At 69.0% G+C, this 20348-nt stretch carries 25 protein-coding genes; 14 read left to right on the top strand and 11 right to left on the bottom strand.

What is annotated here, in order from left to right; all coding sequences use genetic code 11:
* The first annotated feature begins 79 nt into the window (after positions 1-79).
* Together ABZU72_RS06955 and ABZU72_RS06950 are read left to right on the top strand one after the other, a co-directional pair.
* Positions 80-583, top strand: coding sequence for a SigE family RNA polymerase sigma factor (locus tag ABZU72_RS06955; RefSeq protein ID WP_355018131.1), 504 nt, complete (start codon positions 80-82; stop codon positions 581-583).
* Positions 580-1659 (top strand): hypothetical protein, encoded by a 1080-nt coding sequence (locus ABZU72_RS06950; protein WP_355018130.1) that lies wholly within the window; start codon positions 580-582, stop codon positions 1657-1659. Before ABZU72_RS06955 ends, ABZU72_RS06950 begins: the two co-directional genes overlap by 4 nt.
* On the opposite strand, the gene ABZU72_RS06945 is transcribed toward ABZU72_RS06950, so the two are convergent.
* Together ABZU72_RS06945 and ABZU72_RS06940 are read right to left on the bottom strand one after the other, a co-directional pair.
* The gene (locus ABZU72_RS06945; RefSeq protein ID WP_355018129.1) at positions 1660-2919 is read right to left on the bottom strand and encodes an MFS transporter; all 1260 of its coding nucleotides are present in this window, start codon (positions 2917-2919) and stop codon (positions 1660-1662) included. It abuts the gene before it with no gap.
* On the bottom strand, positions 2916-3428 hold the full coding sequence (locus tag ABZU72_RS06940; protein ID WP_355018128.1) for a helix-turn-helix domain-containing protein: 513 nt from the start codon (positions 3426-3428) through the stop codon (positions 2916-2918). Before ABZU72_RS06940 ends, ABZU72_RS06945 begins: the two co-directional genes overlap by 4 nt.
* Positions 3429-3540: 112 nt before the next feature.
* On the opposite strand from ABZU72_RS06940, the gene ABZU72_RS06935 reads away from it, so the two are divergent.
* Positions 3541-4029, top strand: a complete 489-nt coding sequence (locus ABZU72_RS06935) for a sigma-70 family RNA polymerase sigma factor (RefSeq protein WP_355018127.1) — start codon at positions 3541-3543, stop codon at positions 4027-4029.
* Positions 4026-4835, top strand: a complete 810-nt coding sequence (locus ABZU72_RS06930) for a hypothetical protein (protein WP_355018126.1) — start codon at positions 4026-4028, stop codon at positions 4833-4835. The genes ABZU72_RS06935 and ABZU72_RS06930 overlap by 4 nt, the downstream gene beginning before the upstream one ends.
* Here ABZU72_RS06930 and ABZU72_RS06925 read toward each other — a convergent pair.
* Both ABZU72_RS06925 and ABZU72_RS06920 read right to left on the bottom strand, forming a co-directional pair.
* Complete coding sequence (locus ABZU72_RS06925; protein ID WP_355018125.1) at positions 4832-5476, bottom strand: MOSC domain-containing protein; 645 nt, start codon at positions 5474-5476, stop codon at positions 4832-4834. The two genes, ABZU72_RS06930 and ABZU72_RS06925, sit on opposite strands and share 4 nt — an antisense overlap.
* A gap of 45 nt (positions 5477-5521) precedes the next feature.
* The gene (locus tag ABZU72_RS06920) at positions 5522-6415 is read right to left on the bottom strand and encodes an aminoglycoside phosphotransferase family protein (protein ID WP_355018124.1); all 894 of its coding nucleotides are present in this window, start codon (positions 6413-6415) and stop codon (positions 5522-5524) included.
* A 54-nt stretch (positions 6416-6469) separates the two neighbouring features.
* Between ABZU72_RS06920 and ABZU72_RS06915 the strand changes: the two genes are divergently transcribed.
* Positions 6470-6994 carry a cupin domain-containing protein gene (locus ABZU72_RS06915; RefSeq protein ID WP_355018123.1) on the top strand — a complete coding sequence of 175 codons (525 nt, stop codon included), beginning with the start codon at positions 6470-6472 and terminating at the stop codon, positions 6992-6994.
* On the opposite strand, the gene ABZU72_RS06910 is transcribed toward ABZU72_RS06915, so the two are convergent.
* The gene (locus tag ABZU72_RS06910) at positions 6979-7431 is read right to left on the bottom strand and encodes an NUDIX domain-containing protein (RefSeq protein WP_355018122.1); all 453 of its coding nucleotides are present in this window, start codon (positions 7429-7431) and stop codon (positions 6979-6981) included. The two genes, ABZU72_RS06915 and ABZU72_RS06910, sit on opposite strands and share 16 nt — an antisense overlap.
* Before the next feature lie 31 nt (positions 7432-7462).
* Positions 7463-7939 carry a pyridoxamine 5'-phosphate oxidase family protein gene (locus tag ABZU72_RS06905; protein ID WP_355018121.1) on the bottom strand — a complete coding sequence of 159 codons (477 nt, stop codon included), beginning with the start codon at positions 7937-7939 and terminating at the stop codon, positions 7463-7465.
* A 152-nt stretch (positions 7940-8091) separates the two neighbouring features.
* Between ABZU72_RS06905 and ABZU72_RS06900 the strand changes: the two genes are divergently transcribed.
* The gene (locus ABZU72_RS06900; RefSeq protein WP_355018120.1) at positions 8092-8601 is read left to right on the top strand and encodes a hypothetical protein; all 510 of its coding nucleotides are present in this window, start codon (positions 8092-8094) and stop codon (positions 8599-8601) included.
* Here ABZU72_RS06900 and ABZU72_RS06895 read toward each other — a convergent pair.
* The 4 genes from ABZU72_RS06895 to ABZU72_RS06880 form a co-directional block, all read right to left on the bottom strand.
* A complete protein-coding gene (locus ABZU72_RS06895; RefSeq protein WP_355018119.1) occupies positions 8588-8926 on the bottom strand; it encodes a hypothetical protein in 339 nt (112 codons plus the stop codon). The genes ABZU72_RS06900 and ABZU72_RS06895 overlap by 14 nt on opposite strands.
* Before the next feature lie 101 nt (positions 8927-9027).
* The gene (lepA, locus tag ABZU72_RS06890) at positions 9028-10908 is read right to left on the bottom strand and encodes a translation elongation factor 4 (RefSeq protein WP_355018118.1); all 1881 of its coding nucleotides are present in this window, start codon (positions 10906-10908) and stop codon (positions 9028-9030) included.
* Positions 10909-10969: 61 nt separating this feature from the next.
* The gene (locus tag ABZU72_RS06885) at positions 10970-11917 is read right to left on the bottom strand and encodes a hypothetical protein (protein WP_355018117.1); all 948 of its coding nucleotides are present in this window, start codon (positions 11915-11917) and stop codon (positions 10970-10972) included.
* A 15-nt stretch (positions 11918-11932) separates the two neighbouring features.
* A complete protein-coding gene (locus tag ABZU72_RS06880; RefSeq protein WP_355018116.1) occupies positions 11933-12301 on the bottom strand; it encodes a YciI family protein in 369 nt (122 codons plus the stop codon).
* Between the two features lie 38 nt (positions 12302-12339).
* Between ABZU72_RS06880 and ABZU72_RS06875 the strand changes: the two genes are divergently transcribed.
* Positions 12340-13584, top strand: coding sequence for a sigma-70 family RNA polymerase sigma factor (locus ABZU72_RS06875; RefSeq protein WP_355018115.1), 1245 nt, complete (start codon positions 12340-12342; stop codon positions 13582-13584).
* Here the strand turns inward: ABZU72_RS06875 and ABZU72_RS06870 are convergent.
* Positions 13557-14000 (bottom strand): hypothetical protein, encoded by a 444-nt coding sequence (locus ABZU72_RS06870; RefSeq protein WP_355018114.1) that lies wholly within the window; start codon positions 13998-14000, stop codon positions 13557-13559. The genes ABZU72_RS06875 and ABZU72_RS06870 overlap by 28 nt on opposite strands.
* Before the next feature lie 188 nt (positions 14001-14188).
* On the opposite strand from ABZU72_RS06870, the gene ABZU72_RS06865 reads away from it, so the two are divergent.
* From ABZU72_RS06865 to ABZU72_RS06835, 7 genes are all read left to right on the top strand, one after another.
* Positions 14189-15748 carry an alkaline phosphatase D family protein gene (locus ABZU72_RS06865; RefSeq protein ID WP_355018113.1) on the top strand — a complete coding sequence of 520 codons (1560 nt, stop codon included), beginning with the start codon at positions 14189-14191 and terminating at the stop codon, positions 15746-15748.
* A gap of 78 nt (positions 15749-15826) precedes the next feature.
* On the top strand, positions 15827-16129 hold the full coding sequence (locus ABZU72_RS06860; protein ID WP_355018112.1) for a hypothetical protein: 303 nt from the start codon (positions 15827-15829) through the stop codon (positions 16127-16129).
* Positions 16129-17178, top strand: a complete 1050-nt coding sequence (locus ABZU72_RS06855) for a hypothetical protein (protein WP_355018111.1) — start codon at positions 16129-16131, stop codon at positions 17176-17178. The genes ABZU72_RS06860 and ABZU72_RS06855 overlap by 1 nt, the downstream gene beginning before the upstream one ends.
* Entirely contained in the window at positions 17175-17672 is a 498-nt protein-coding gene (locus ABZU72_RS06850) for a DUF4919 domain-containing protein (protein ID WP_355018110.1), read from the top strand. Before ABZU72_RS06855 ends, ABZU72_RS06850 begins: the two co-directional genes overlap by 4 nt.
* Positions 17672-18742 (top strand): hypothetical protein, encoded by a 1071-nt coding sequence (locus tag ABZU72_RS06845; protein WP_355018109.1) that lies wholly within the window; start codon positions 17672-17674, stop codon positions 18740-18742. The genes ABZU72_RS06850 and ABZU72_RS06845 overlap by 1 nt, the downstream gene beginning before the upstream one ends.
* Entirely contained in the window at positions 18739-19236 is a 498-nt protein-coding gene (locus ABZU72_RS06840) for a DUF4919 domain-containing protein (RefSeq protein ID WP_355018108.1), read from the top strand. The genes ABZU72_RS06845 and ABZU72_RS06840 overlap by 4 nt, the downstream gene beginning before the upstream one ends.
* Positions 19237-19257: 21 nt before the next feature.
* A complete protein-coding gene (locus ABZU72_RS06835) occupies positions 19258-20313 on the top strand; it encodes a hypothetical protein (RefSeq protein WP_355018107.1) in 1056 nt (351 codons plus the stop codon).
* Positions 20314-20348: the final 35 nt, after the last annotated feature.

The raw sequence follows: 20348 nt of genomic DNA, 5'->3' as shown, positions 1-20348 counted from the left end.
TCAGCGCAACACCCACGCCGTGCCGCCGCATCGAAGAGGCAGAGGTCCCGGACAGAAGCGGGCCCAGACGGAGGACAGCATGGACACAGACTTCGACGAGTACGTGGTGACGCGCAGCGGCGCGCTGCTGCGGCTCGCCTACCTGCTGACCGGTGACGGTCACCGCGCCGAGGACCTCGTCCAGGACACCCTGGAGCGCTTGTGCCGACGCTGGTCGCGGATGACCCACGTCGTCGACCCGCATGCGTACGCCCGCAAGATCCTGCTCAACCAACACCTGAGCTGGCGGCGCAAACGTTCCTCGAGCGAGCTCGTCGTCGCCGACCTGCCGGAACGAGCCGGCGAGGACGAGACAGAAGCAGTCGGCGTACGTCACCTGCTCTGGCAGCGCATCGGCGCACTGCCTCCGCGGCAGCGCGCTGTCGTGGTCCTTCGCTACTACGAGGACCTTGCCGATGCCGATATCGCCGAGGCGCTCGGCATCTCCGCAGGCACCGTACGCAGCAACGCCATGCGCGCTCTCACCAAGCTGCGCAGTCACCCCGACCTCATGTCCGCCACCCTTGCCGAGGAGTCACGATGACCACCGACCTCGATGACCTGATCCGCGCCACCCTCGCCGAGCGCGCCGAGGACGCCCCTGCCGCCGGGCGAGTGATCGCCCGTGCGCCACGTCCGGGCGCCGCCCGCCGCACCACCGTCCGCCGCCGTTGGACCCGCGGTCTCGCCGTGGCCGGTCTCGCCGGCGCCCTCGCCGTCACCGGCGCCGTCCTCGCGCCCCGGCTCCTTCCGGGCGAGACCCCGTTCGAGCCGGCGATGAGCTTCGCCTATGACGGGGTGCCGCGTTCGGCCGAGGCCTACCGGCTCGTCCTCGACGCACCCGGGTGGATCGTGCCCGGGTTCGACGGCTCGGTGACCGACGCCTCCCACATCGGTGGCATCCGCTACCAGCCGTCAGGCAGCGGACCTCGAGCCCCTCGCCTCGACATCGGCTGGGGAGACAGCTCTACCTACCAGGAGGCGCTGCGATTCGCGGGCTCGTTCAACACCGGCGCCGACGGCATCAGCGAACTGCCGATCGAGGTCCTCGGCCAGGAGGCGACCTACTGGAGCCACGTGGGAGGGAAGGACGTCGGCGACCGCGATGTCGAGACCGACAAGGTCGCGCTGACAGCGGATGCCTTCCGTGTCGTGCTGCCGGTCAAGGACGGCCACTACCAGGTGATCACCGGCACCGGCATGTCGAAGACGGAGTTCGAGGAGCTCCTCACCCAGCTGCGCTGGGTGGACCAGGCTGAGTTCGACGCCGCCCTGCCCGACCGATATCTCACCGCCGAGGAACGAGCGGCAACGATCGAGCAACTGCTCGCCGGCGTACCTCTTCCGGAGCGCTACGACGAGCACCGGCTCACCAGCCTCCAGCCGAACCGATACCACCTGGCACTGGACCTCGCGCGTGGCGCGTCCTGCGTCTGGCGCGACGAATGGCGGGCCGCCCGCGAGTCCGGCGACCAAGAGCGCGTGACGCACGCCGAGGACGTACTCCACCAGGCTGGGGACTGGCCGATGGACCAGGCACTCGACGGCAACGACACCGGCGACCTCCTGGATCAGGCATCGACCGTTCTCGACGGTTCCGAGCGCTTCCGCTGCGACTGATCAGTCCCGAAGCGGCTCATGCGCACGTTCCTCGGTAGCAGGTTGCTCGACGCGTTGCAGCCTAGCCACGGAAGGCACCGCAACCGTGGCAAGACAGATCAAGATACAGAGAACACCGCTCGCCAGGAACACCGGTCGTGTCCCGAAAGACTCCCCCAGCGGCCCGTACATCAGCTGTCCGATCGGCATCGCGATGTAGGACCCGAGCATGTCGTAGGACCACGCCCGCGACTGCATCTCCTCGGGCACGTTCTCCATCATCGCGAGGTTCCAGCCGAGGCTGAAGATCTCGATCCCGGCGCCGGCGACGGCCATCGCGATGACGAAAGGCACGGTCTCCGGCCACAGACCGAGCGCGATGAACGGCAGCCCCATCAGCGTGACGCCGAGCATCCCGGCCCGCAGCGGATACCGGAGGGTCAGCCGCATCAGCACGAACGTCATGACCAGGATCCCGATCGCCTGGGCCGAGTTGCCCAGCCCCCAGCCGTGGACCCCCAGCGAAGAGGATTTGGCGTACGCCGGTCCCAGCACCTGCATCCCGCCGGACCACATCGTGTTGATCACCATGAAGGCGAGCACGACGACCCACAGCCAGGTGGTGGAACGAACGTACGTCCATCCCTCGACCAGGTCTGCGATGGCCGACGTCTTCGGGCCCGTCTTGTCGCGACGCGGGATCCGCACCGGCAGCAGGAAGATAGCGGCGAGGAGCCAGGTCAGCGCGTCGATCGCCAGTGCCCAGCCGGCACCGACCCCGACGACCAGGACGGCCGCGGCCGACGGCCCGAGGATCGTCAGCGCGCCTCGCGACATCGACAGCAGCAGGTTGGCCGGCTGCAGGTCCTTCTTCGCGACCAGCTGCGGCACCATGCCCTGCATCGCCGGGTACGCCATCGCCGACATGGTGCCGTTGACCGCTTCGAGGACGATCAGCATCCAGATCTCGGCGCTGCCGGTGATGATCAGCCCGGCGGCCACAGCCTGGGTGAGCGCCGAGGACAGATTCGAGATCTGCAGGACCAGCCGCCGCGGGAACCTGTCGGCGATCACACCTCCGACCAGCAGGAAGATGACCATCGGGATGGTGTGTGCCGCCACGACGGCACCCAGCGCCGACGCCGAGTCGGTGACCTCCAGCACCGCGAAGGCCAGCGCGATGTGCGACATCGAGGTGCCGGCCATGTTCACGAACCGCGACGCGAAGAACCACCCGAAGTCGCGGTCCTTCAGGACGAAGAGGCTCTCCTTGATGCTCACTGGTCCTCACCCATCACGAAGGCGGAAGCGGTCAGGTTCACGTGGATCGTGCCCTCCGTACGCGGCGGACGAGCGTTGTCGTGGAGCAGGCCGCTCGCCTCCCGGACGAGGTCGTGGACCCGCTGCCAAACATCGGGGTCGACCCACATCTCTGCGTCCGAGACGATGGCCGGTCCGTCGGCGCGCAAGCGGCGGCGGCGTACGAGCTCCTCGGCGATCGCGCGGGTGTGGACCTCGTCGTCCTCCCTGGACGGCGGCCCCTGGGCGGCGTCACGGCGCCAGATGTACCGATACCGCTTCGCGACCCCACCGCGGATCCTCTCCTCGCTCGCGACCTCGATCAGCCCGGCACTCTCGAGCAGCCGGAGATGGTAGGAGGCGTTGGCATGCGTCAGGTCGAGCTCGCGCGCCACCTCCGCAGCCGACAGCTCCGCACCCGTCAGCAGTGACAGCATCCGGAGCCGCAGCGGGTGCCCGGCTGCCCGCAGCCGCGAGATCTCCTCGTCCACCCGAACCTCCCAAGAGTTGTTTGGGAGTGAGTCTGGTGAGGCCGGGCAGAACCGTCAATGAGTTATTCGGGTCGCGCCTAAACCGATAATGGCTGCTGTGCGTCATCCAGGCGTGAGCCGAGAAGAATTCACCGACTTCTACGTCGGCGCCAAAGACCGCTGTCTGCGTGCGGCGATCGCGACCGGCATGGATCCCGGCCGGGCCGAGGAAGCGACCGCCGAAGCCTTCGCGCGCGCCTGGTCGCGCTGGCCGACGGTCAGACTGGCCAACTCCCCGGCGGCATGGGTCGTTCGCACCGCGGTCAACGTCGACATCTCCTGGTGGCGCAAGCGCCGCCGCGAGCTGACCGTTCCCGAGACCCCCGAAGAGCTCCCCCGCCACGGCTCCGACGGCGACACCGACCACGACCTGTTGGAGGCCGTACGCCGGCTGCCACCGCGTCAACGGGAGGTGGTCGCGCTGCGCTACTTCCTCGACCTCGATGCCGAGACGACCGCCGACGAGCTCGGCATCGCTCGCGGCACCGTCTCCGCCACTCTCCACCACGCGCTCAAGACTCTGCGGCTGCAGCTGACCAACCCCGAAGGGATGCTGTCATGAACGACATCGAGACCTTGCTGCGCAACAGCAGTCGCCAGACCCTGGACGTCTCTACCGCCGAGATCCTGCGCCGCGGCGACCGGATGCGTCGCCTCCGTCGCGGGTCGAAGACGGTCGCCGCCGTCGCCGCCTTCTCGCTCGCCGGGGTCATGGCGTACGTCGCGATCCCCGATCGGCTGATCGACTCGAACATCGCCACCCCGGAACCGTCGACGTCGGACGCACCCCAGCAGAAGACTCCGGTCGACTGGTCGGGCAAGCCGACCAATCTGACTCCCGAGGAGCTCAACACCCTCACCGATCGGTGCCTGATGACGGCCTGGGCCGATGTGGAGCTCTTGTACGGCTCAGCCCCCGAAGCGGACAATGCCATCGACCCCGATGAGGTCCAAGAGATCCCGGCGGGCACCTGGCCGTTCCTCGCCGAGAAGCGTGGATCGACGGCGATGGCGATCTTCGACGGCTCCGACTATGAGGTGACCTGCTCCACGGTGCAAGTCCCCGGGCGGGACGCCGACAGCGAGCCCGATCTCGCGGGGGCATTCGGCCAACCCCAGGTCTGGGGCACCTTTGCGGAGACCGGGCCATGGGAAGACTTCTCCCGTGGGGGAACGGGCGATGGCACGGAGTTCATGCTCCCCCTGCCGAAGAAGATGAACGTCACCAAGGTGGTCTTCGTCTCGAGCGGGGAGGACATCCCGGCGACCATCGTCAACGGCGTGGCGGTCGCTTGGACGGACCACCGGGTCGCCGTCGAGTCAGCAACGTTCCGCGCGTACGACGCCAACGGCAAGCGCGTCCACTAGGGCCGGCTGACGTACCTCTCCGCCGCCGCCCGCGGCTTGTCCCCGAGCCCGTCGATGCCGATGAGGCTCGGGAGCAGGCTGCGGTCGGTGCTGAGCGCCTTGAAGAGCGTCGAGACGGTGATGCCGTGCTCGGGGCGGTGGACGACGACGATCTCGTCGCCGGCCTGCAGCTGCCCCTCCTCGAGGACGCGGAGGTAGGGCCCCGGGCGCGCCTCGGCGGTGAACTTCTTGACCCACTGGGTGTTGTCGTAGCCCGAGACGCCCATCCAGTTCTTGAAGTCGTTGCACGGCGTACGCACGCTGCAGATCTGCAGCAGCACCGTCCCGATCCGCCACTGCTCGCCCACGAGAGCCGCGTTGATGTCGATCCCCTCGGTGGTGAGGTTCTCGGCGAACTGCCCGTCGCGAAGCGTCACGCCCAACCGCGAGCCCCACATGTCGAGGTCCTCGCGGGCGAAGGCGTAGACCGCCTGCTCCTCGCCGCCGTGGTGGCGCCGGTCGGTCTGGGTGTCGGTGATGATGCCCTCCTTGCCGACCGTCACCGGCTCGGGCGTGGCGAACTTTTCGATCGAGGTGGCGCCCACCTCCGCCCACTCGGCGGGCTTGGACTGACCGATGTTGACGCTTCGCACGATGGGCATGGCGCAGATTCTCCAGTCCGCGCCGGGTTCAGGCACGCGAGTTTCTCAGTCCTGGACCGCCTTCGCGACCGAGATCATCGCGGTGATCCAGTCCTTGTCGGGGGTCTGGTTGTCCTCCAGCTCGCCCTTGACGTTGACGACCAGCCGCAGCACCGCCCAGGCCCGAGCCCGGTTCTCGTCGAGCTCGGCGGCGTCGACGAGGGCGAAGAATCGATCGCGTACGCCGTCGCGGATCCGCCCCGCATACTCCTCGAAGCGGTTCCACAGCATCGGCGCGAGCTCGTAGTGCGGGTCGCCGGAGAGGGGCTTCGGGTCGATCACCAGCCACTCCTCGCGGTCGGCTCGCAGGACGTTGTCGAAGTGCAGGTCGGTGTGGATCAGCTTCCCGTCGGTCGCCTCGTCGGCGGCGAAGTCGCGGGCGATCGCGCGGGCCTGCTCGACCATCCGCGGCGGCACCGGAAGCCGTCGCTCCGACTCCCCCAGCTCGCTCGCCCAGCGTGCGGCCTGTGCCGACAACGTACGCAGCTGCGGCGGAGCCGGCACGTGCAGCCGCCGGTAGAAGTCGCCCACGATCTCGCACGCCTGCACGTCCCAGAGCTCCGAGAGGTCCTCGGGGTGCAGCCGTTCCAGCAGCAGCGCGAAGCGCTTCGGGTCCGCCCGGAGAAGGCGTACGGCACCCCGGCCGCCCCAGGTCTGCAGCGCCAGCGCCTCGTGCTCGGCCTCCCAGTGCGGCCAGCCGATCTTCAGCACCGCGGCCTCGTCATCGGCGGTCCGCACCGGCACGACCAGGGCGGTGTTGCCGTGGGTCGCCTCTCCGTCGGGCCTCAGCGACCACTCCTCGAGCAGGTCGCGGAGCAGGCCGGAGAGCCGGTCGAGCCACGCTGCCCAGTCGGGACCGTTCGCCGCGAGCGCCACGAAGGAGTCTGGCAGCGGCGTCACGCGAGCCACCTTAATCCGCTTCCCAACCCCGGACGGATCGGGCAGGTTGTGCCCATGTCACTTCCAGAGTCGATGGGGACCAAAGGTGTTCCCTACCCGCCCGAGCGCTACGACGGCGAGGCCGGTGAGGTCTCGGCGTTCTACCGCCCCGACACCACCCCGCCCGACCTGTCCTACCCCAACGGCGTGAAGGTCGACTATCTCGCAACCGGAGCTACGACCGCGGGTGACTACGGGCTCTACCGCTGGCACTTCGGTCCCAACGAGACCGGCCCCGGGCCCCACTTCCACCGGGCCGTGGCCGAGTCGTTCTACGTGCTGACCGGGACCGTGCGGATCTACAACGGCGAGGAGTGGATCCCGGCCGGCGCCGGCGACTTCGTGCACGTGCCGGTCGGCGGCCTGCACGGCTTCCGCAACACCACCGACGAGCCCGCCTCGATGCTGCTCCACTTCACCCCGGGCGCGCCGCGGGAGGGCTACTTCGAGGGGCTGCGCGAGCTCGCCGAGGGCACCGAGCTCGGCCCGGACGAGATGGCCGAGTTCTACAAGCTCCACGACAACTACTGGGTCGACTGAGCGACCTTCAGGGCCGCGATCCCCATCCGGACGATCGGGCTGGTGGTGTCGGCTCCGATCGCGGGGTCGTCCAGCCCGATCCACGCGGCGTAGTCGGTGGTTCCGTCGACCTCCAGCGTGCCCAGCTCGCCCCCGACGATCCGTGCCTCGAAGACCACCCGGGTGGACTGATAGGGCCGGCGACCGGGGTCGAACGGCACCACGTACACGTCGGTCGTCAGCGGAGCCCCGACCTCGACGTCGTAGCCGGTCTCCTCCTTCACCTCGCGCATGACTGCCGCGGGCATCTGCTCGCCGTAGTCGACGCCACCACCCGGCAGCGTCCAGCCCGGGTCGTTGCGGTGGTTGCCGTTGAACCAGCTCAGCAGGATCCGCCCCGCGTCATCGACGATGACGGCGTACGCCGCCACCCGAGTGTCATAGTCGGTGAAGTGCATCACCGCGAGACTAGCGCGGACCGATCGGAAGTCAGTCGAAGACGAAGGCGGTCGCGTCCTTCGGGAACGAGGTCCAGGCCCGGATCCGCCGTGGATGCACCGCCGGCGTCCCCTCGATGTAGTGCTTCGCCTCGAAGATGTTCTCGCCGTACTCGGGATACTTCGCGTTGAGCAACCCCGCGATCTCCTCGGCTGTCGCGGGGGCGAAGGTCGTCGTCCGCACCTCCCCCTCGATAACGACCAGCTTCCACGGATCCGGCAGGTTCACCGTCACCTTCGGATGTTCGGCCGCGAGCCGCCGGTGCAACGTCTCCGGGCTGCCGCCGTAGACCAGCTTGTCCTCGAACCAGATCCCGTCCAGTGGCGTCACGTGCGGACTCCGCCCCGGCCTCTCGAACGCGAACCAGAACTGCTTCGCCTCGAGCAGTTGCTGACGTACGTCCTCCCACGCCAGCAGCTCGCTCGGCGTGCCGTACCCCTCCGGAAACCGAATCTGTTCTGTACGCATGTGCCTCACTCAACCACCGCCCGCCCCCGGCCGACCCGACCGTTCTTGCGCATAACCGGTGCTGTGATGAACTAGCCGGCATGCATTTTCGGGCTGCACTCTTGATCGTCCTGATCGCTGCCACGTCGGCCTGCGGAGTCGGCTCGGGGCCGGTGACGACGGACGCACCGACGCCGTTCTCGGCGTCCTCGACCTCGACGCCGGAGGGGTTCACCGCCGCCGAGTGTCGGGGCGCCATCGGTGGGAAGCGGGTGATCTTGAGGCTGGACGTGCCGAAGGAGTTCGAGCCGGAGTCCACCGGCCCGACCGACCAGACCCCTAGCGGCCAGTGCACCTGGCGTACGTCCGAGGATCGCTTCTTCAGCGTCCGGGTCGGCGAGAAGGAGTCGCTCGCGGACAAGAACGACGAGCTGAAGGAGTTCGAGGACAGCGGCGGTGACGACGACGTCAAGGACGTCACCCACGACGCCCCGACGGACACCTTCGGCGACCTGGAGGGCGAGCGGCTCAGCTGGTGGTCCTACTCCGACGGCACCCCCTTTGACTGCGTCTACGTGCAGGCCAACGGCATCCGCGTGTTCTGGCAGAACCCCGACGACATCGACCAGCGGCTCGACGACCTCGAGGCTGTTCTCGACAGCATCGAGCTCATCCGCTCCTGACCGGCGCCACCATGGCTCGGCTGCCACTCACGACGATCAGCACCACGAGCATCACCGGCACGATCAGCGTCCACATGGTCGGGAGCAACCCCGCGACACAACCGATCGCCGTGATCATGAACCCCGTCCGAGGCCTGCGGGGCAGCAACAGCGTGCCGACCAGGACGAGCACGCCCCCGCCGACGAGCGTGCCGAACCAGAAGGCAAGACCGCCGTCCCCGCTGCGTACGACCCGAACGGTCTCTGCCGCTCCCGCCGCGAGCAGCAGGCAGCCGAGGAACAGCCCGTACCACCACACCCAGCCACGGGCGCCCGAGCGCTCCATCGGATCGCATTCGCGTCCTCTCCCGTCTCGTCGCCCCCGGGAAAGGCTGCCTACCATCGAGCGTACGGCGTAGCGGCTCCGGCGACTCGACCAGCGGGGCTTTACTTCTTCCCGGCACCCTTGTCGGTGGAGGGCTGAGTGGTGGAGAGAGCGGCGACGAAGGCTTCCTGGGGAACCTCGACGCGGCCGACCATCTTCATCCGCTTCTTGCCCTCCTTCTGCTTTTCCAGCAGCTTGCGCTTACGCGAGATGTCGCCGCCGTAGCACTTGGCGAGGACGTCCTTGCGGATGGCACGGATGGTCTCGCGGGCGATGACGCGGGCGCCGATGGCGGCCTGGATGGGCACCTCGAACTGCTGCCTGGGGATCAGCTCGCGCAGCTTGCCGACCATCATGACCCCGTAGGAGTACGCGGCTTCGCGGTGGACGATCGCGGAGAACGCGTCGACGGGCTCGCCCTGGAGCAGGATGTCGACCTTGACCAGGTCGGCGGCCTGGTCGCCGCTGAACTCGTAGTTCAGCGAGGCGTACCCCTTGGTCGAGGACTTGAGCTGGTCGAAGAAGTCGAAGGCGATCTCGCCCATGGGGAGGACGTAGCGCATCTCGACGCGGTCCTCGGAGAGGTAATCCATGCCGCCGAGGGTGCCGCGCTTCTTCTGGCACAGCTCCATGATCGTGCCGATGTAGTCGGACGGCGAGAGGATGGTGGCCTTGACGACCGGCTCGCGCACCTCGCGGATCTTGCCCTCGGGGAACTCCGACGGGTTGGTGACGATGTGCTCGGAACCGTCCTCCATGATCACGTCGTAGACCACGTTGGGAGCCGTCGAGATGAGGTCGAGGTTGAACTCGCGCTCGAGACGGTCGCGGGTGATCTCCATGTGCAGCAGACCGAGGAACCCGACGCGGAAACCGAAGCCGAGCGCCCCCGACGTCTCCGGTTCGTACGTCAGCGCCGCGTCGTTGAGCTGCAGCTTGTCGAGCGCCTCGCGCAGCACCGGGTACTGGTCGCCGTCGATCGGGTAGAGCCCCGCGAAGACCATCGGGTTGGGGTGGGAGTAGCCGCCGAGCATCTCCTTGGCCGGACGGTTGTTGCCGGTGACGGTGTCACCCACGCGCGACTGGCGTACGTCCTTCACGCCGGTGATCAGGTAGCCGGTCTCGCCGACGCCGATGTGATCGGCCTTGACCGGCTCCGGGCTGATCACACCCAGCTCGAGCATCTCGTGGACCGCGTTGGTCGACATCATCTTGATCTTGTCGCGGTGGGTCAGCTTGCCGTCGAAGACCCGGACGTAGGTGACCACGCCGCGGTAGGTGTCGTAGACCGAGTCGAAGATCAGCGCCCGTGCAGGAGCATCCGGGTCGCCGACGGGCGCCGGCACCTGCTTCACGATCTCGTTGAGAAGATTCTCGACGCCGAGACCGGTCTTGGCAGAGGTGAGCAGGACGTCCGAGACGTCGCAGCCGACGAGGTTGGCCAGCTCCTCGGCGTACTTCTCGACGTTGGCCGACGGCAGGTCGATCTTGTTGAGCACCGGGATGATCTGCAGGTCCGCACCCATGGCGAGGTAGAGATTCGCCAGCGTCTGCGCCTCGATGCCCTGCGCGGCGTCGACCAGCAGGATCGCGGCCTCGCACGCCTCGAGCGACCGGGAGACCTCGTAGGTGAAGTCGACGTGGCCCGGGGTGTCGATCATGTTGAGGATGTACGTGCCCGGCTCGGCGCCGGCGTCGTTGCCCTCCGCCACCGTCCACGGCATGCGGACCGCCTGCGACTTGATCGTGATGCCACGCTCGCGCTCGATGTCCATGCGGTCGAGGTACTGCGCCTTGGCCTCACGCTCGCCGACGACACCCGTCAGCTGCAGCATCCGGTCGGCCAGCGTCGACTTGCCGTGGTCGATGTGGGCGATGATGCAGAAGTTGCGGATGATCGCCGGGTCGGTGGACCCAGGCTTCGGCGCGGAGTTCGTGGGCACGGGCTGCTTTCGCTCTGTGTCTCTTGAGGGGGACGTACGTCTTCTTTCGATTGTCCCACGGTCAGTACTGATGGAACCAAAGCGGCAGCTGCACCGACTCGCCCGGGCAGGTCACGTTGCGGTCGCGGCCGTCCTCGAGCCACTGAACCATCACCGCGGCACCGCCCTGGAACATCCACTCGCCACCGCACCGCTCCAGGGCCGCGGCCCGCGATGCCTCGCCCGCCGGGCGCCACTCGGGCAGCTGCAGCTGCAGGTCGCCGACGATCGGCGTCCACAGGCCCTCGATCGAGTAGACCCCGACCCGCTTCCCGGCGTCCTGATAGCCGGCCAGGGCTCCCTTGACCACCGCCTGGTTGGCCTCGATGTTGTCGGTCCACTCCCAGACCGCGACCGGCTCGACGTCCATCCAGACCGAGGGCGACTCCAGGCCGGCGCGCTCCATCGCCTCGAGATTCCAGACCGCCTGCTGGTAGCCGACGTTGGTCAGCCGGCCGATCTTCGTGTCCGGGTCGCCCGGCCCTTCGCCGCCGTACTCGCGGATCGTGGCGGCACGGGGGTAGGAGGTGACCGCATAGGCCGAGGTCATCACCTTGTTCTTCTTGGCCCACTCGACCTGCGAGGCCAGGCACGGGTTGGGGGTGAACGCCGGGCCGTTGGTGAGCCCGATGACCACGTACTCCGCCGAGGCGAGCGGCATCGGCAGCCCCAGCGTCCGACGCTCCTTGATGCCCATCCCTTCGGGACACTGCGGCCAGCTCAGGTCACCGCCCTCGACGATCCCGCGATCGTCGGCGGGCGGGACGGACGGGATCTCCAGCGACTCCGGCGCGCGTGGTGGCACGCTCGCCGACGTCTCGGGCGACGGGCTCGCGGGCATCGACGGCGAGGCGGACTCGGCCTCGGCCGGGGGCTCGGCGGCGCAGCCGAACAGCACCGGCGCCGCCAGGAGCAGCAGCACAGCGGCGAACAGGTTCTTTCTTGCCCACATCACCGCAGATACTGCCACCCGCATCCCAGCGGGTCACACCTGCGCGAAGTCGTCCCCCATCACCGGGCGGATCTCGATCGGCTCCCCGAGGACCGCGACGATCCGCGAGACGATGTCGATGGCGCGCTCCTGGCTGGCCACGTCGATGACCGCGAAGCTGGCCAGCACCTCCTTCAGCTCGGCGAAGGGACCATCGGTCGCGACCGGACCGTTCTCGCTCGGCCGCACCGTGACCGACACGGCCGGGTGCCCCAGGCCCTCGGTGCTGATCAGCTCTCCGTTGGCGACCAGCTCCTCCTCGAACTTCTGGTACTCCGCGAACGCCGCGAGCGCCTCCTCGGAGGCCGTGTCGGAGGCATCCCACGCCTCGGTGGGCGTGTAGCCCAGCATCAGGTATTTCATGCCTCGAAACTAGACCCCCGAAACTAGGCTCTGTCGGCATGACCGGACCGGCGGCGCTCGAGGACCTGCTGCGGACCGAGGCGCCGTACGTCCTGAGCGCCCTGGTCCGCCGCTTCGGACGGTTCGAGGCCGCCGAGGACGCGGTCCAGGAGGCGCTGCTGGACGCCAGCGTCCAGTGGGCGCGCGATGGCGTCCCGGAGAACCCGCGCTCCTGGCTGACCAGGATCGGCTACCGGCGGATGGTGGATCTGCTCCGCTCCGAGCAGGCGGCCCACCGCCGCGAGCTCCAGGTCGGCATCGCCGAGGTGGTCACTCCGGCCGGCCCGGCGGCGGAGACCGACGACAGCCTGGCGCTGTTGCTGCTGTGCTGTCATCCGGCGCTGTCGCGGACCGGGCAGGTGGCGCTCACGCTGCGCGCTGTGGGCGGGCTGACGACGACCGAGATCGCCCATGCGTACGGCGTCCCGGAGAACACCATGGGCACCCGGATCAGCCGTGCGAAGCAGACGCTGCGAAAGGCCGGCGCCCGGTTCACGCCGCCCGGGGAGGCCGAGCGCGCCGACCGGATCGGCGCCGTGCTCGAGGTGCTCTACCTCGTCTTCAACGAGGGCTACACCGCCACTGCCGGCTCCGAGCTGGGCCGCGTCGACCTGGCGCAGGAGTCGATCCGGCTGACCCGGATGCTCGCCCGGATCGCTCCCGGCGAGCCCGAGGTCGCCGGCCTGCTGGCGCTGATGCTGCTCACCGAGGCGCGGCGGCTGGCACGCACCGACCCCGACCTCGGCCTGGTGCCGCTGGCCGAGCAGGACCGCTCCCGGTGGGACCGCGCGCTGATCGAGGAGGGGCTGGCCGTGCTGGAGGAGGTGTGGGGACGGGGTGATCCCGGGCCCTTCCTGCTCCAGGCGGCGATCGCCGCGGTCCATGCCCACGCGGAGTCCGCCGCGGACACCGACTGGCACGAGATCCTCGGCCTCTACCTGCTGCTGGAACGTACGCTGCCGACCGCACCGGTACGCCTGGGCCGCGTGGTCGCGGCCGCTCATGCGTTCGGCCCGGTGGTCGGCCTGCAGTTGCTGGACGAGCTCGACGCCGAGCACGGCCTCGCCGGCGATCCGCTGACCGCGCAGCGGGTCCTGGCGGTGCGGGCGCACCTGCTGGACCAGCGGCGCGATCCCTCCGCAGCCGCCCAGTTCCGGGCGGCTGCGGAGCTGACCGCCAACGAGGCCGAACGCGACTACCTGCTCCGACGCGCGGATCAGACCCGCGTCATCGTCGACTCGTAGCCGCCCTGGCCGGCGTAGTCCCACTCGCCCGTCATGACGTCGCCGGTCTCGTCGAAGGTGCCGACGAACTTCACCGGCGAGCCCTTCTCCCCGCCCCAGATGGTGAGGGTGTCGCCGTCGAGCTCGTAGACGTAGTCGAGGGTGGCGCCGGTGTTGTCGTAGTAGCGCGAGTGCACGTCGGCGCTGGGCTCCTCACCGAAGGGGCGCAGGTTGCCGATCACCTCGATCCCGGTCGTGACCTGCCCGAACTGCTCCAGCCGTACGTCCTGCAGCAGGAAGTAGCCGCCTTCCATCCAGTGGTAGGTGACATCGCCCTCCGCGCCGCCGGTCACCTTCCAGGTGCCGATGAGCCGGTCCAGGGCGCGGACGCCGGCGCTCGGTGCGGGCAGTGCAGGCATGGCGTACTCGTCGTTCATGATGTCGCTCCTCGTGTGCGGCCGGCGTCTCCGGCCTTCACACCTCTCTCGGAGCCCACCCGGCGTTCTCGACATCCGGGTGAAAGAAATTTTTCTTTCACCCGGGGACGGCACCCTTCGCGTACGTGTTCACCGACACGACCCGCGGAACTCACCGGTCGTTCCGCCGGAATCGGCAGGTTTGGCCCATGACCCCACTCAACCGCCGCTCCGTCCTCGGCCTCGGTGCCGCCGCCGGTGCCGGACTCGTCATCCCCACGACCGCAGCAGCCGTCCACGCCGCCCCCGCTTTCGTCCGCGGCAACCGCCCGACCCTCACCCACGGAGTCCAGTCCGGCGACGTCGGCGCTCGCGGCGGCGTCCTGTGGAGCCGCGCCGACAAGACCTCACGCCTGGTCGCGGAGATCTCGGCCGACGAGTCCTTCCGCCGGGCCCGCCCGGTCAGCGGGCCGGTGGTGACCGCGAGGAGCGACTTCACCGGGGAGCTGAAGGTCCGCGGCCTCGAGGCTGGGCGCGACTACTTCTACCGGATCCGTGCCGTCGACCCCGACGACCCGCGACGCGGCAGCGCCTGGGAGCTGGGCCGGCTGCGTACCGCCCCGGCGCGCCGCGAGGACATCCGGTTCCTGTGGTCCGGCGACATCGCCGGACAGGGCTGGGGCGCCAACCCCGACTTCGGTGGCTTCCGGATCGCGCCCGCGATGGCGGCGCGCGAGGCCGACTTCTTCCTGAGCTCCGGCGACAACGTCTACGCCGACGGCCCGCTCACCTCGACGGTGACCCTCCCCGACGGACGGGTCTGGAACAACATCGTCACCGAGGAGAAGCACAAGGTCGCCGAGACGCTGGCCGAGTTCCGCGGGCAGTACGCCTACAACCTGCTCGCCGACAACTGGCGCGCGTTCCTCGCCCAGACGCCGATCGTGGCGCAGTGGGACGACCACGAGGTCACCAACAACTGGTACCCGGGCGAGATCCTCTCCGACGACGGCCGCTACACCGAGCGCCGCGTCGACGTCCTCGCGGCCCGGGCGAAGCAGGCCTTCCACGAGTACATCCCGGTCGGCGACGCCTCCCCCGACCCCGACGGCCGGATCTACCGCAAGCTCTCCTACGGCCCGCTGATGGACCTGTTCGTCCTCGACATGCGCACCCACAAGGACGCCAACACGACCAACGCCGAGACGAGCGCCGACGGCGGTGTGCTCGGCGAGCGTCAGACCCGCTGGCTCCTGCGCGAGCTGGCCGCCTCCCGCGCCACCTGGAAGGTCATCGCCGCCGACCTGCCGATCGGCCTGGTCGTCCCCGACGGCACCCTGCAGGAAGGCATCTCCCAGGGCGACGGCGGCGCCCCGCTCGGCCGCGAGCTCGACATCGCCAAAGTCCTGACCGGGCTCAAGCGCCTCGGCATCCGCAACCACGTCTGGCTGACCGCCGACGTCCACTACACGGCCGCGCACTCCTACGACCCCGACCGCGCCGCCTACCAGGACTTCGACCCGTTCTGGGAGTTCGTCTCCGGCCCGCTCAACGCCGGTGCCTTCGGCCCCAACAAGCTGGACCCCACCTTCGGTCCGGCCGCCGAGTTCGTGGCCGCTCCCCCGGCCGCCAACGCCTCACCCGCCGACGGCTTCCAGTTCTTCGGCGAGGTCGAGATCGACGGACGTACGCAGCAGCTCACCGTCACCCTCCGCGACGTCGACGGCGGTGCGCTTTTTACGAAGACGCTGGACCCGAGTTTCCGTTAGGGTCTCCGGGCTAGGGCGTGTCTCTGTGCAGACACGCCCTAGCCGTCTCCCGTTCGGGCCCAGGAGGACCAGCAGACCATGAGCGAAATTCATGTCGTCCCCAAGGACATGAAGACATCCATCGGCATCGCCACGGACGCCGAGAGCGCCGTACGCAAAGCCGACTCCGCCGGCTATCTGAGCAAGGCGGGCGCTGCGGTCCCAGGGGCGGAGTCGGTCGGCTACATGTCCGATCTCGGCACCCGCTGGACCGATGAGACCAAGGCTGCGGCCGACAGCTCCCAGAAGCTCGCCGTGGAGATGCAGAAGGCTCTCGACGAGTTCGAGGCCGCCGACAAGGCCGCCGGCGACAAGGGCGGAAAGGTCATGGGCCCGAACTGATGGCGATCACGTTCGGCCAGGTCAAGACCTGGAAGGCGGCACCATTGGGTGACGCCGGCGACGGCCTCAAGGCCGACCTCCGCAAGCTGGAGACCAGCCGCGACGAGCTCGAGGCCAATGGCGTGGCCAAGTCGTGGACCGGTGTGGCCGCCGACGCTGCCCGCGGCCACCGCGACACTCTTGTGGCCCAGCTGAGCAGCCACATCACGGGCAAGCAGCAGATGCAGAAGGCGCTCTACGCCGCGGAACCGCAGGTCGAGGCCATCGAGCGTCTCGTCCAGGGCATCCTGGACAGGGCCAAGACCAACGAGTTCACCGTCGGTGACGACGGCTCGGTGACCAGCACCGCCACGCCGCCGACGTTCAAGAGCCGTTACGAGGCCGAGGAATGGGGCAACAGCCGCCAGTTCGTCGCCCAGGAGCTCGCCGACGACATCACCGACGCCCTTGCCAAGGCGGCCGGCGTCGACGTGATCCTCAGCGACGCCATCCCGACCGGCACCGTCCAGTCCCTCGACGACACCCGCGAGCAGCGCGGGACGGCCTCCCCCGAGGTCGCCGAGCGGTGGGCTCAGCTCACCGACGCCGAGCGCAAGGCGATCATCGACCAGAAGATCGAGGAGCTCGCCAAGGAGTACGGGGTCGACGTCGAGGACATCATCTGGGACGACACGATCTCCGGCAACGGGTCCTGGAGCGAGGACGAGAAGGCTGTACGCCTCAACCCGGACAGGCTCAGCGATCCCGACCTCCTGCACACCGTGGCCCACGAGATGCGTCACGCCCGGCAGTACGAGGCGATCGAGGACAACAACGACTTCCAGTTCTGGTGGGAGGACGACCCCTTCGACGCGCACGAGGAGGACGGCATCACCGAGAAGCAGGCCGAGGAGTGGGAAGAGAACTTCGACGACTACAAGAGCCCTGACCAGGACTTCGACGCCTACTACAACCAGCCCGTCGAGGCCGACGCCCGCAAGTCCGGTCGCGAATATCTCGACAACCTGACCGCCGCTGAGCTCGACCGTCTCCTGAAGGAGTCGAAATGACGACGTACGCCGATCTGGTCACCGCCTACCTCGACGCCCCCGGCCCCGAGACGCTGGCGCCGCTGCGCCGTGCGGTCCGCAACTCCGCCAACTTCACCGTCGACCTCGACCTCAGCGCCGTCGACAAGCTGCTCGACGAGGGCGCCTACGCCGAGGCCGCGGCCGCGCTGCGGGCACTCATGCCCGGGGCGATCTTCAGCCCGTCCGCCCACCTGCGCCTGGCGACGGCCCTGGAGCGCTCCGGTGAGGAGCGATCCGCCGCTCGCGAGCGCCAGGTCGCCAGCGCCGCCCTGCGGAGCATCCGGGCGACCGGCGACGGCACCCAGGAGCATCCCTGGACCGTGCTGCGGATCAACGACGAGTACGACCTGCTCCGCGCCCTCAAGAAGGTCCCCGGCCGCCAGGATCTCCTGGAGGCAGACGGGCGGCGTATCGACCGCCACACCTGCACCGACGGGACCCTCGTTCACTTCGACGCGACCGCGCTCGTCTGATGGCGATCACGTTCGGCCAGGTCAAGACGTGGAAGGCCGCACCGCTGGGTGACGCCGGCGACGGCCTCAAGGCCGACCTCCGCAAGCTGGAGACCAGCCGCGACGAGCTCGAGGCCAACGGCGTCGCCAAGTCCTGGACCGGGATGGCCGCCGACGCCGCCCGAGGTCATCGCGACAGCCTGGTCAAGAGCCTCAGCAGCCACATCACCGCCAAGCAGGAGATGCAGAAGGCGCTCTACACCGCCGAGCCGCAGGTCGAGGAGATCGAGCGTCTCGTCCAGGGCATCCTCGACCGGGCCAAGACCCAGGAGTTCACGGTCAGCGACGACGGCACGGTGACCAGCACCGCCACCCCACCGCAGTTCAAGAGCCGTTTCGAGGCCGAGGAGTGGGGCAACAGCCGTCAGAACGTCGCCCAGGAGATCGCCGACGAGATCGAGAAGGCCCTCGCCAAGGCCGTCGGTGTCGACGCGATCCTCGCCCGCGGCCTGCCGACGGGCATCGACGAGCAGGGTGACGAGTACGGCAACATCGACCCGGCCATCGCGGAGAAGTGGGAGACGCTCAGCATCGAGGAGCGCAAGGCCGTGCTGGAGGAGATGGTCAAGAAGATCGCCGCGGAGAGCGGCGTCGACATGCCCACCATCGACTGGGACGCCCTGGAGAACGACACCTGGGACGACAACAGCATCACCTACGGCTACTGGAGCGACGAAGAGCCCACGATGGCGCTCAACCCCAACGTGCTCGACGACCCCGGCCAGCTGATCAACACCGTCGCCCACGAGGTCCGACACGGCCGCCAGCACGAGGCCATCGACGACAAGAACGACTGGCAGTTCTGGTGGGAGGACGACCCCTTCGACGAGCACAAGGAAGACGGGATCAGCGAGGAGCAGGCCGAGGAGTGGGAAGAGAACTTCGACGACTACAAGAGCACCGACAACGGTGACTCCTTCGACGAGTACTACAACCAGCCCGTCGAGAAGGATGCCCGCAACTCCGGCCGCGACTACCTGAACAACCTCACCGAGGAGGAGTTCAACCGCCTCCTCGAGGAGTCGAAGTGACGACGTACGCCGACCTGGTCTCCGCCTACCTCGATGACCCCGGCCCCGAGACCCTCGGGCCGCTTCGCCGCGCGGTCCGCGGCTCGGCCAACTTCACTCCCGACCTCGACCTCGACTCGGTCGACAGGCTGCTCGCCGCGGGGTCGTACGCAGCGGCCGCCGCCGAGCTGCGGCGGGTCATGCCGGGGGCGATCTTCAGCCCCTCGGTCCACCTGCGGATGGCCACCGCGCTGGAGCAGTCCGGCGACGCACGGGCCGGCGCGCGCGAGCGGCAGGTCGCCGGCGCCGCGCTGCGCAGCATCCGCTCCACCGGCGACGGCAGCGAGCAACATCCGTGGTCGGTGCTGCGTATCAACGACGAGTACGACATGCTCCGAGCTCTCGACAAGGTCCGGGACCGACAGGACCTCGTCGAGACCGGGGGCCGTCGACTCGACCGCCTCACCTGCACCGACGGCACCGTCGCCTACTTCGACGTGTCCTCGTTCGCCTGACCGACCTCTCCAGAAGGACCGATGAAACCCCGAACGTACGTCCTCAGCGTCCCGATCATCGGCGTGCTCGCCGCCGCGCTCCTGGCCGGGTGCGCAAGCGACCCCGACCAGGACGGCTGCGACATCTCCGCGCTCGGGACGTCCGGCGGCTCGATCAGCCTGGCCGCCGCGGTCATGCCGTCGCGGGTCGACGCCGGCTCGCTGGTCACCGACCCCGAGGGGAAGTACGTCGTGGCCAGCTGCACCGACGGCACCTGCCGCTGGAACGCGGCCGGTGGTGCGTACGAGACGATCTCCGAGACGGGCTACGGCGCCATCAGCCCCGATCTCACGCTCGTCGCGCGGAAGGTCGGCTGCTCGGACATCGCGCTGGTCGAGGTGGACGGCGACAAGCAGGTCCAGCGGCTCGAGGGTCTGCCGAACCCGAAGGTCACCGACGCCAGCCCGGTCGGCGAGATCGCGTTCAGTCCCGACGGTCGGCTCGTCGCCGGTGCCGGGCTCGAGGGCGACCTGATCATCTGGTCGGTCGAGGACGGCGACGAGGTGGCGAGCACCGATCTCGGCAACGGCGTCGGATCGATCTCGTTCAGCCCCGACGGCGACCTGGTGGCGGTTGCATCCGGCGACAGCGTCTCGGTCCTCGAGGCCGAATCGGGCGACGAGGTCGGCACCCTCGCGGCCGCGGGCGGCGCCGACCCGGTCTGGAGTCCGGACGGTCGCTGGATCGCCGGCGTAACCACCGAGGGCTACCCCACGATCTGGGACGCCAAGACGCTCGAGACCGCCGAGACGCTACCCGATCACCCGGTCGGCGCCGTCGCCTTCTCCCCCGACTCTCGCTCGCTGGCTGCCACGAGCGACTCCGACGACGCCGAGCTGATCCTGTGGGCACCCAAGGCGTTGGGCGGTACGGGCGAGTCCCGTGACCTCGTCCGGTCCGCGGTGCCGGGCTCGAACGTGATCTTCAGCCCTGACGGCAAGGTCCTCTACACCGCGTCGGCCGAGGAGGGCGTCGCGGCCTGGGATGTCGCCACCGGCGAGCCCGCCGCACAGCTCGACCAGCCTCCGATGTCCTAGGGCGTGCCGTGGTGCGCTGGCGCATCACGGCCGGC

This window comes from Nocardioides sp. NPDC004968 (assembly GCF_040608935.1).
Taxonomy (GTDB): domain Bacteria; phylum Actinomycetota; class Actinomycetes; order Propionibacteriales; family Nocardioidaceae; genus Nocardioides.
The sequence above is the reverse complement of the archived record's forward strand: the minus strand, read 5'-3'. Positions and strand labels throughout refer to the sequence as shown.

Bases quoted from the DNA above. Each gene is read 5' to 3' on its own strand.
- ABZU72_RS06865 (WP_355018113.1), top strand. From the start codon at position 14,189: ATGACCCCACTCAACCGCCGCTCCGTCCTCGGCCTCGGTGCCGCCGCC.
- ABZU72_RS06925 (WP_355018125.1), bottom strand. From the start codon at position 5,476: ATGCCCATCGTGCGAAGCGTCAACATCGGTCAGTCCAAGCCCGCCGAG.
- ABZU72_RS06895 (WP_355018119.1), bottom strand. From the start codon at position 8,926: ATGGAGCGCTCGGGCGCCCGTGGCTGGGTGTGGTGGTACGGGCTGTTC.
- ABZU72_RS06950 (WP_355018130.1), top strand. From the start codon at position 580: ATGACCACCGACCTCGATGACCTGATCCGCGCCACCCTCGCCGAGCGC.
- ABZU72_RS06930 (WP_355018126.1), top strand. From the start codon at position 4,026: ATGAACGACATCGAGACCTTGCTGCGCAACAGCAGTCGCCAGACCCTG.
- ABZU72_RS06915 (WP_355018123.1), top strand. From the start codon at position 6,470: ATGTCACTTCCAGAGTCGATGGGGACCAAAGGTGTTCCCTACCCGCCC.
- ABZU72_RS06875 (WP_355018115.1), top strand. From the start codon at position 12,340: ATGACCGGACCGGCGGCGCTCGAGGACCTGCTGCGGACCGAGGCGCCG.
- ABZU72_RS06855 (WP_355018111.1), top strand. From the start codon at position 16,129: ATGGCGATCACGTTCGGCCAGGTCAAGACCTGGAAGGCGGCACCATTG.
- ABZU72_RS06835 (WP_355018107.1), top strand. From the start codon at position 19,258: ATGAAACCCCGAACGTACGTCCTCAGCGTCCCGATCATCGGCGTGCTC.
- ABZU72_RS06905 (WP_355018121.1), bottom strand. From the start codon at position 7,939: ATGCGTACAGAACAGATTCGGTTTCCGGAGGGGTACGGCACGCCGAGC.
- ABZU72_RS06860 (WP_355018112.1), top strand. From the start codon at position 15,827: ATGAGCGAAATTCATGTCGTCCCCAAGGACATGAAGACATCCATCGGC.
- ABZU72_RS06845 (WP_355018109.1), top strand. From the start codon at position 17,672: ATGGCGATCACGTTCGGCCAGGTCAAGACGTGGAAGGCCGCACCGCTG.
- ABZU72_RS06955 (WP_355018131.1), top strand. From the start codon at position 80: ATGGACACAGACTTCGACGAGTACGTGGTGACGCGCAGCGGCGCGCTG.
- ABZU72_RS06910 (WP_355018122.1), bottom strand. From the start codon at position 7,431: ATGCACTTCACCGACTATGACACTCGGGTGGCGGCGTACGCCGTCATC.
- ABZU72_RS06870 (WP_355018114.1), bottom strand. From the start codon at position 14,000: ATGAACGACGAGTACGCCATGCCTGCACTGCCCGCACCGAGCGCCGGC.
- ABZU72_RS06880 (WP_355018116.1), bottom strand. From the start codon at position 12,301: ATGAAATACCTGATGCTGGGCTACACGCCCACCGAGGCGTGGGATGCC.
- ABZU72_RS06850 (WP_355018110.1), top strand. From the start codon at position 17,175: ATGACGACGTACGCCGATCTGGTCACCGCCTACCTCGACGCCCCCGGC.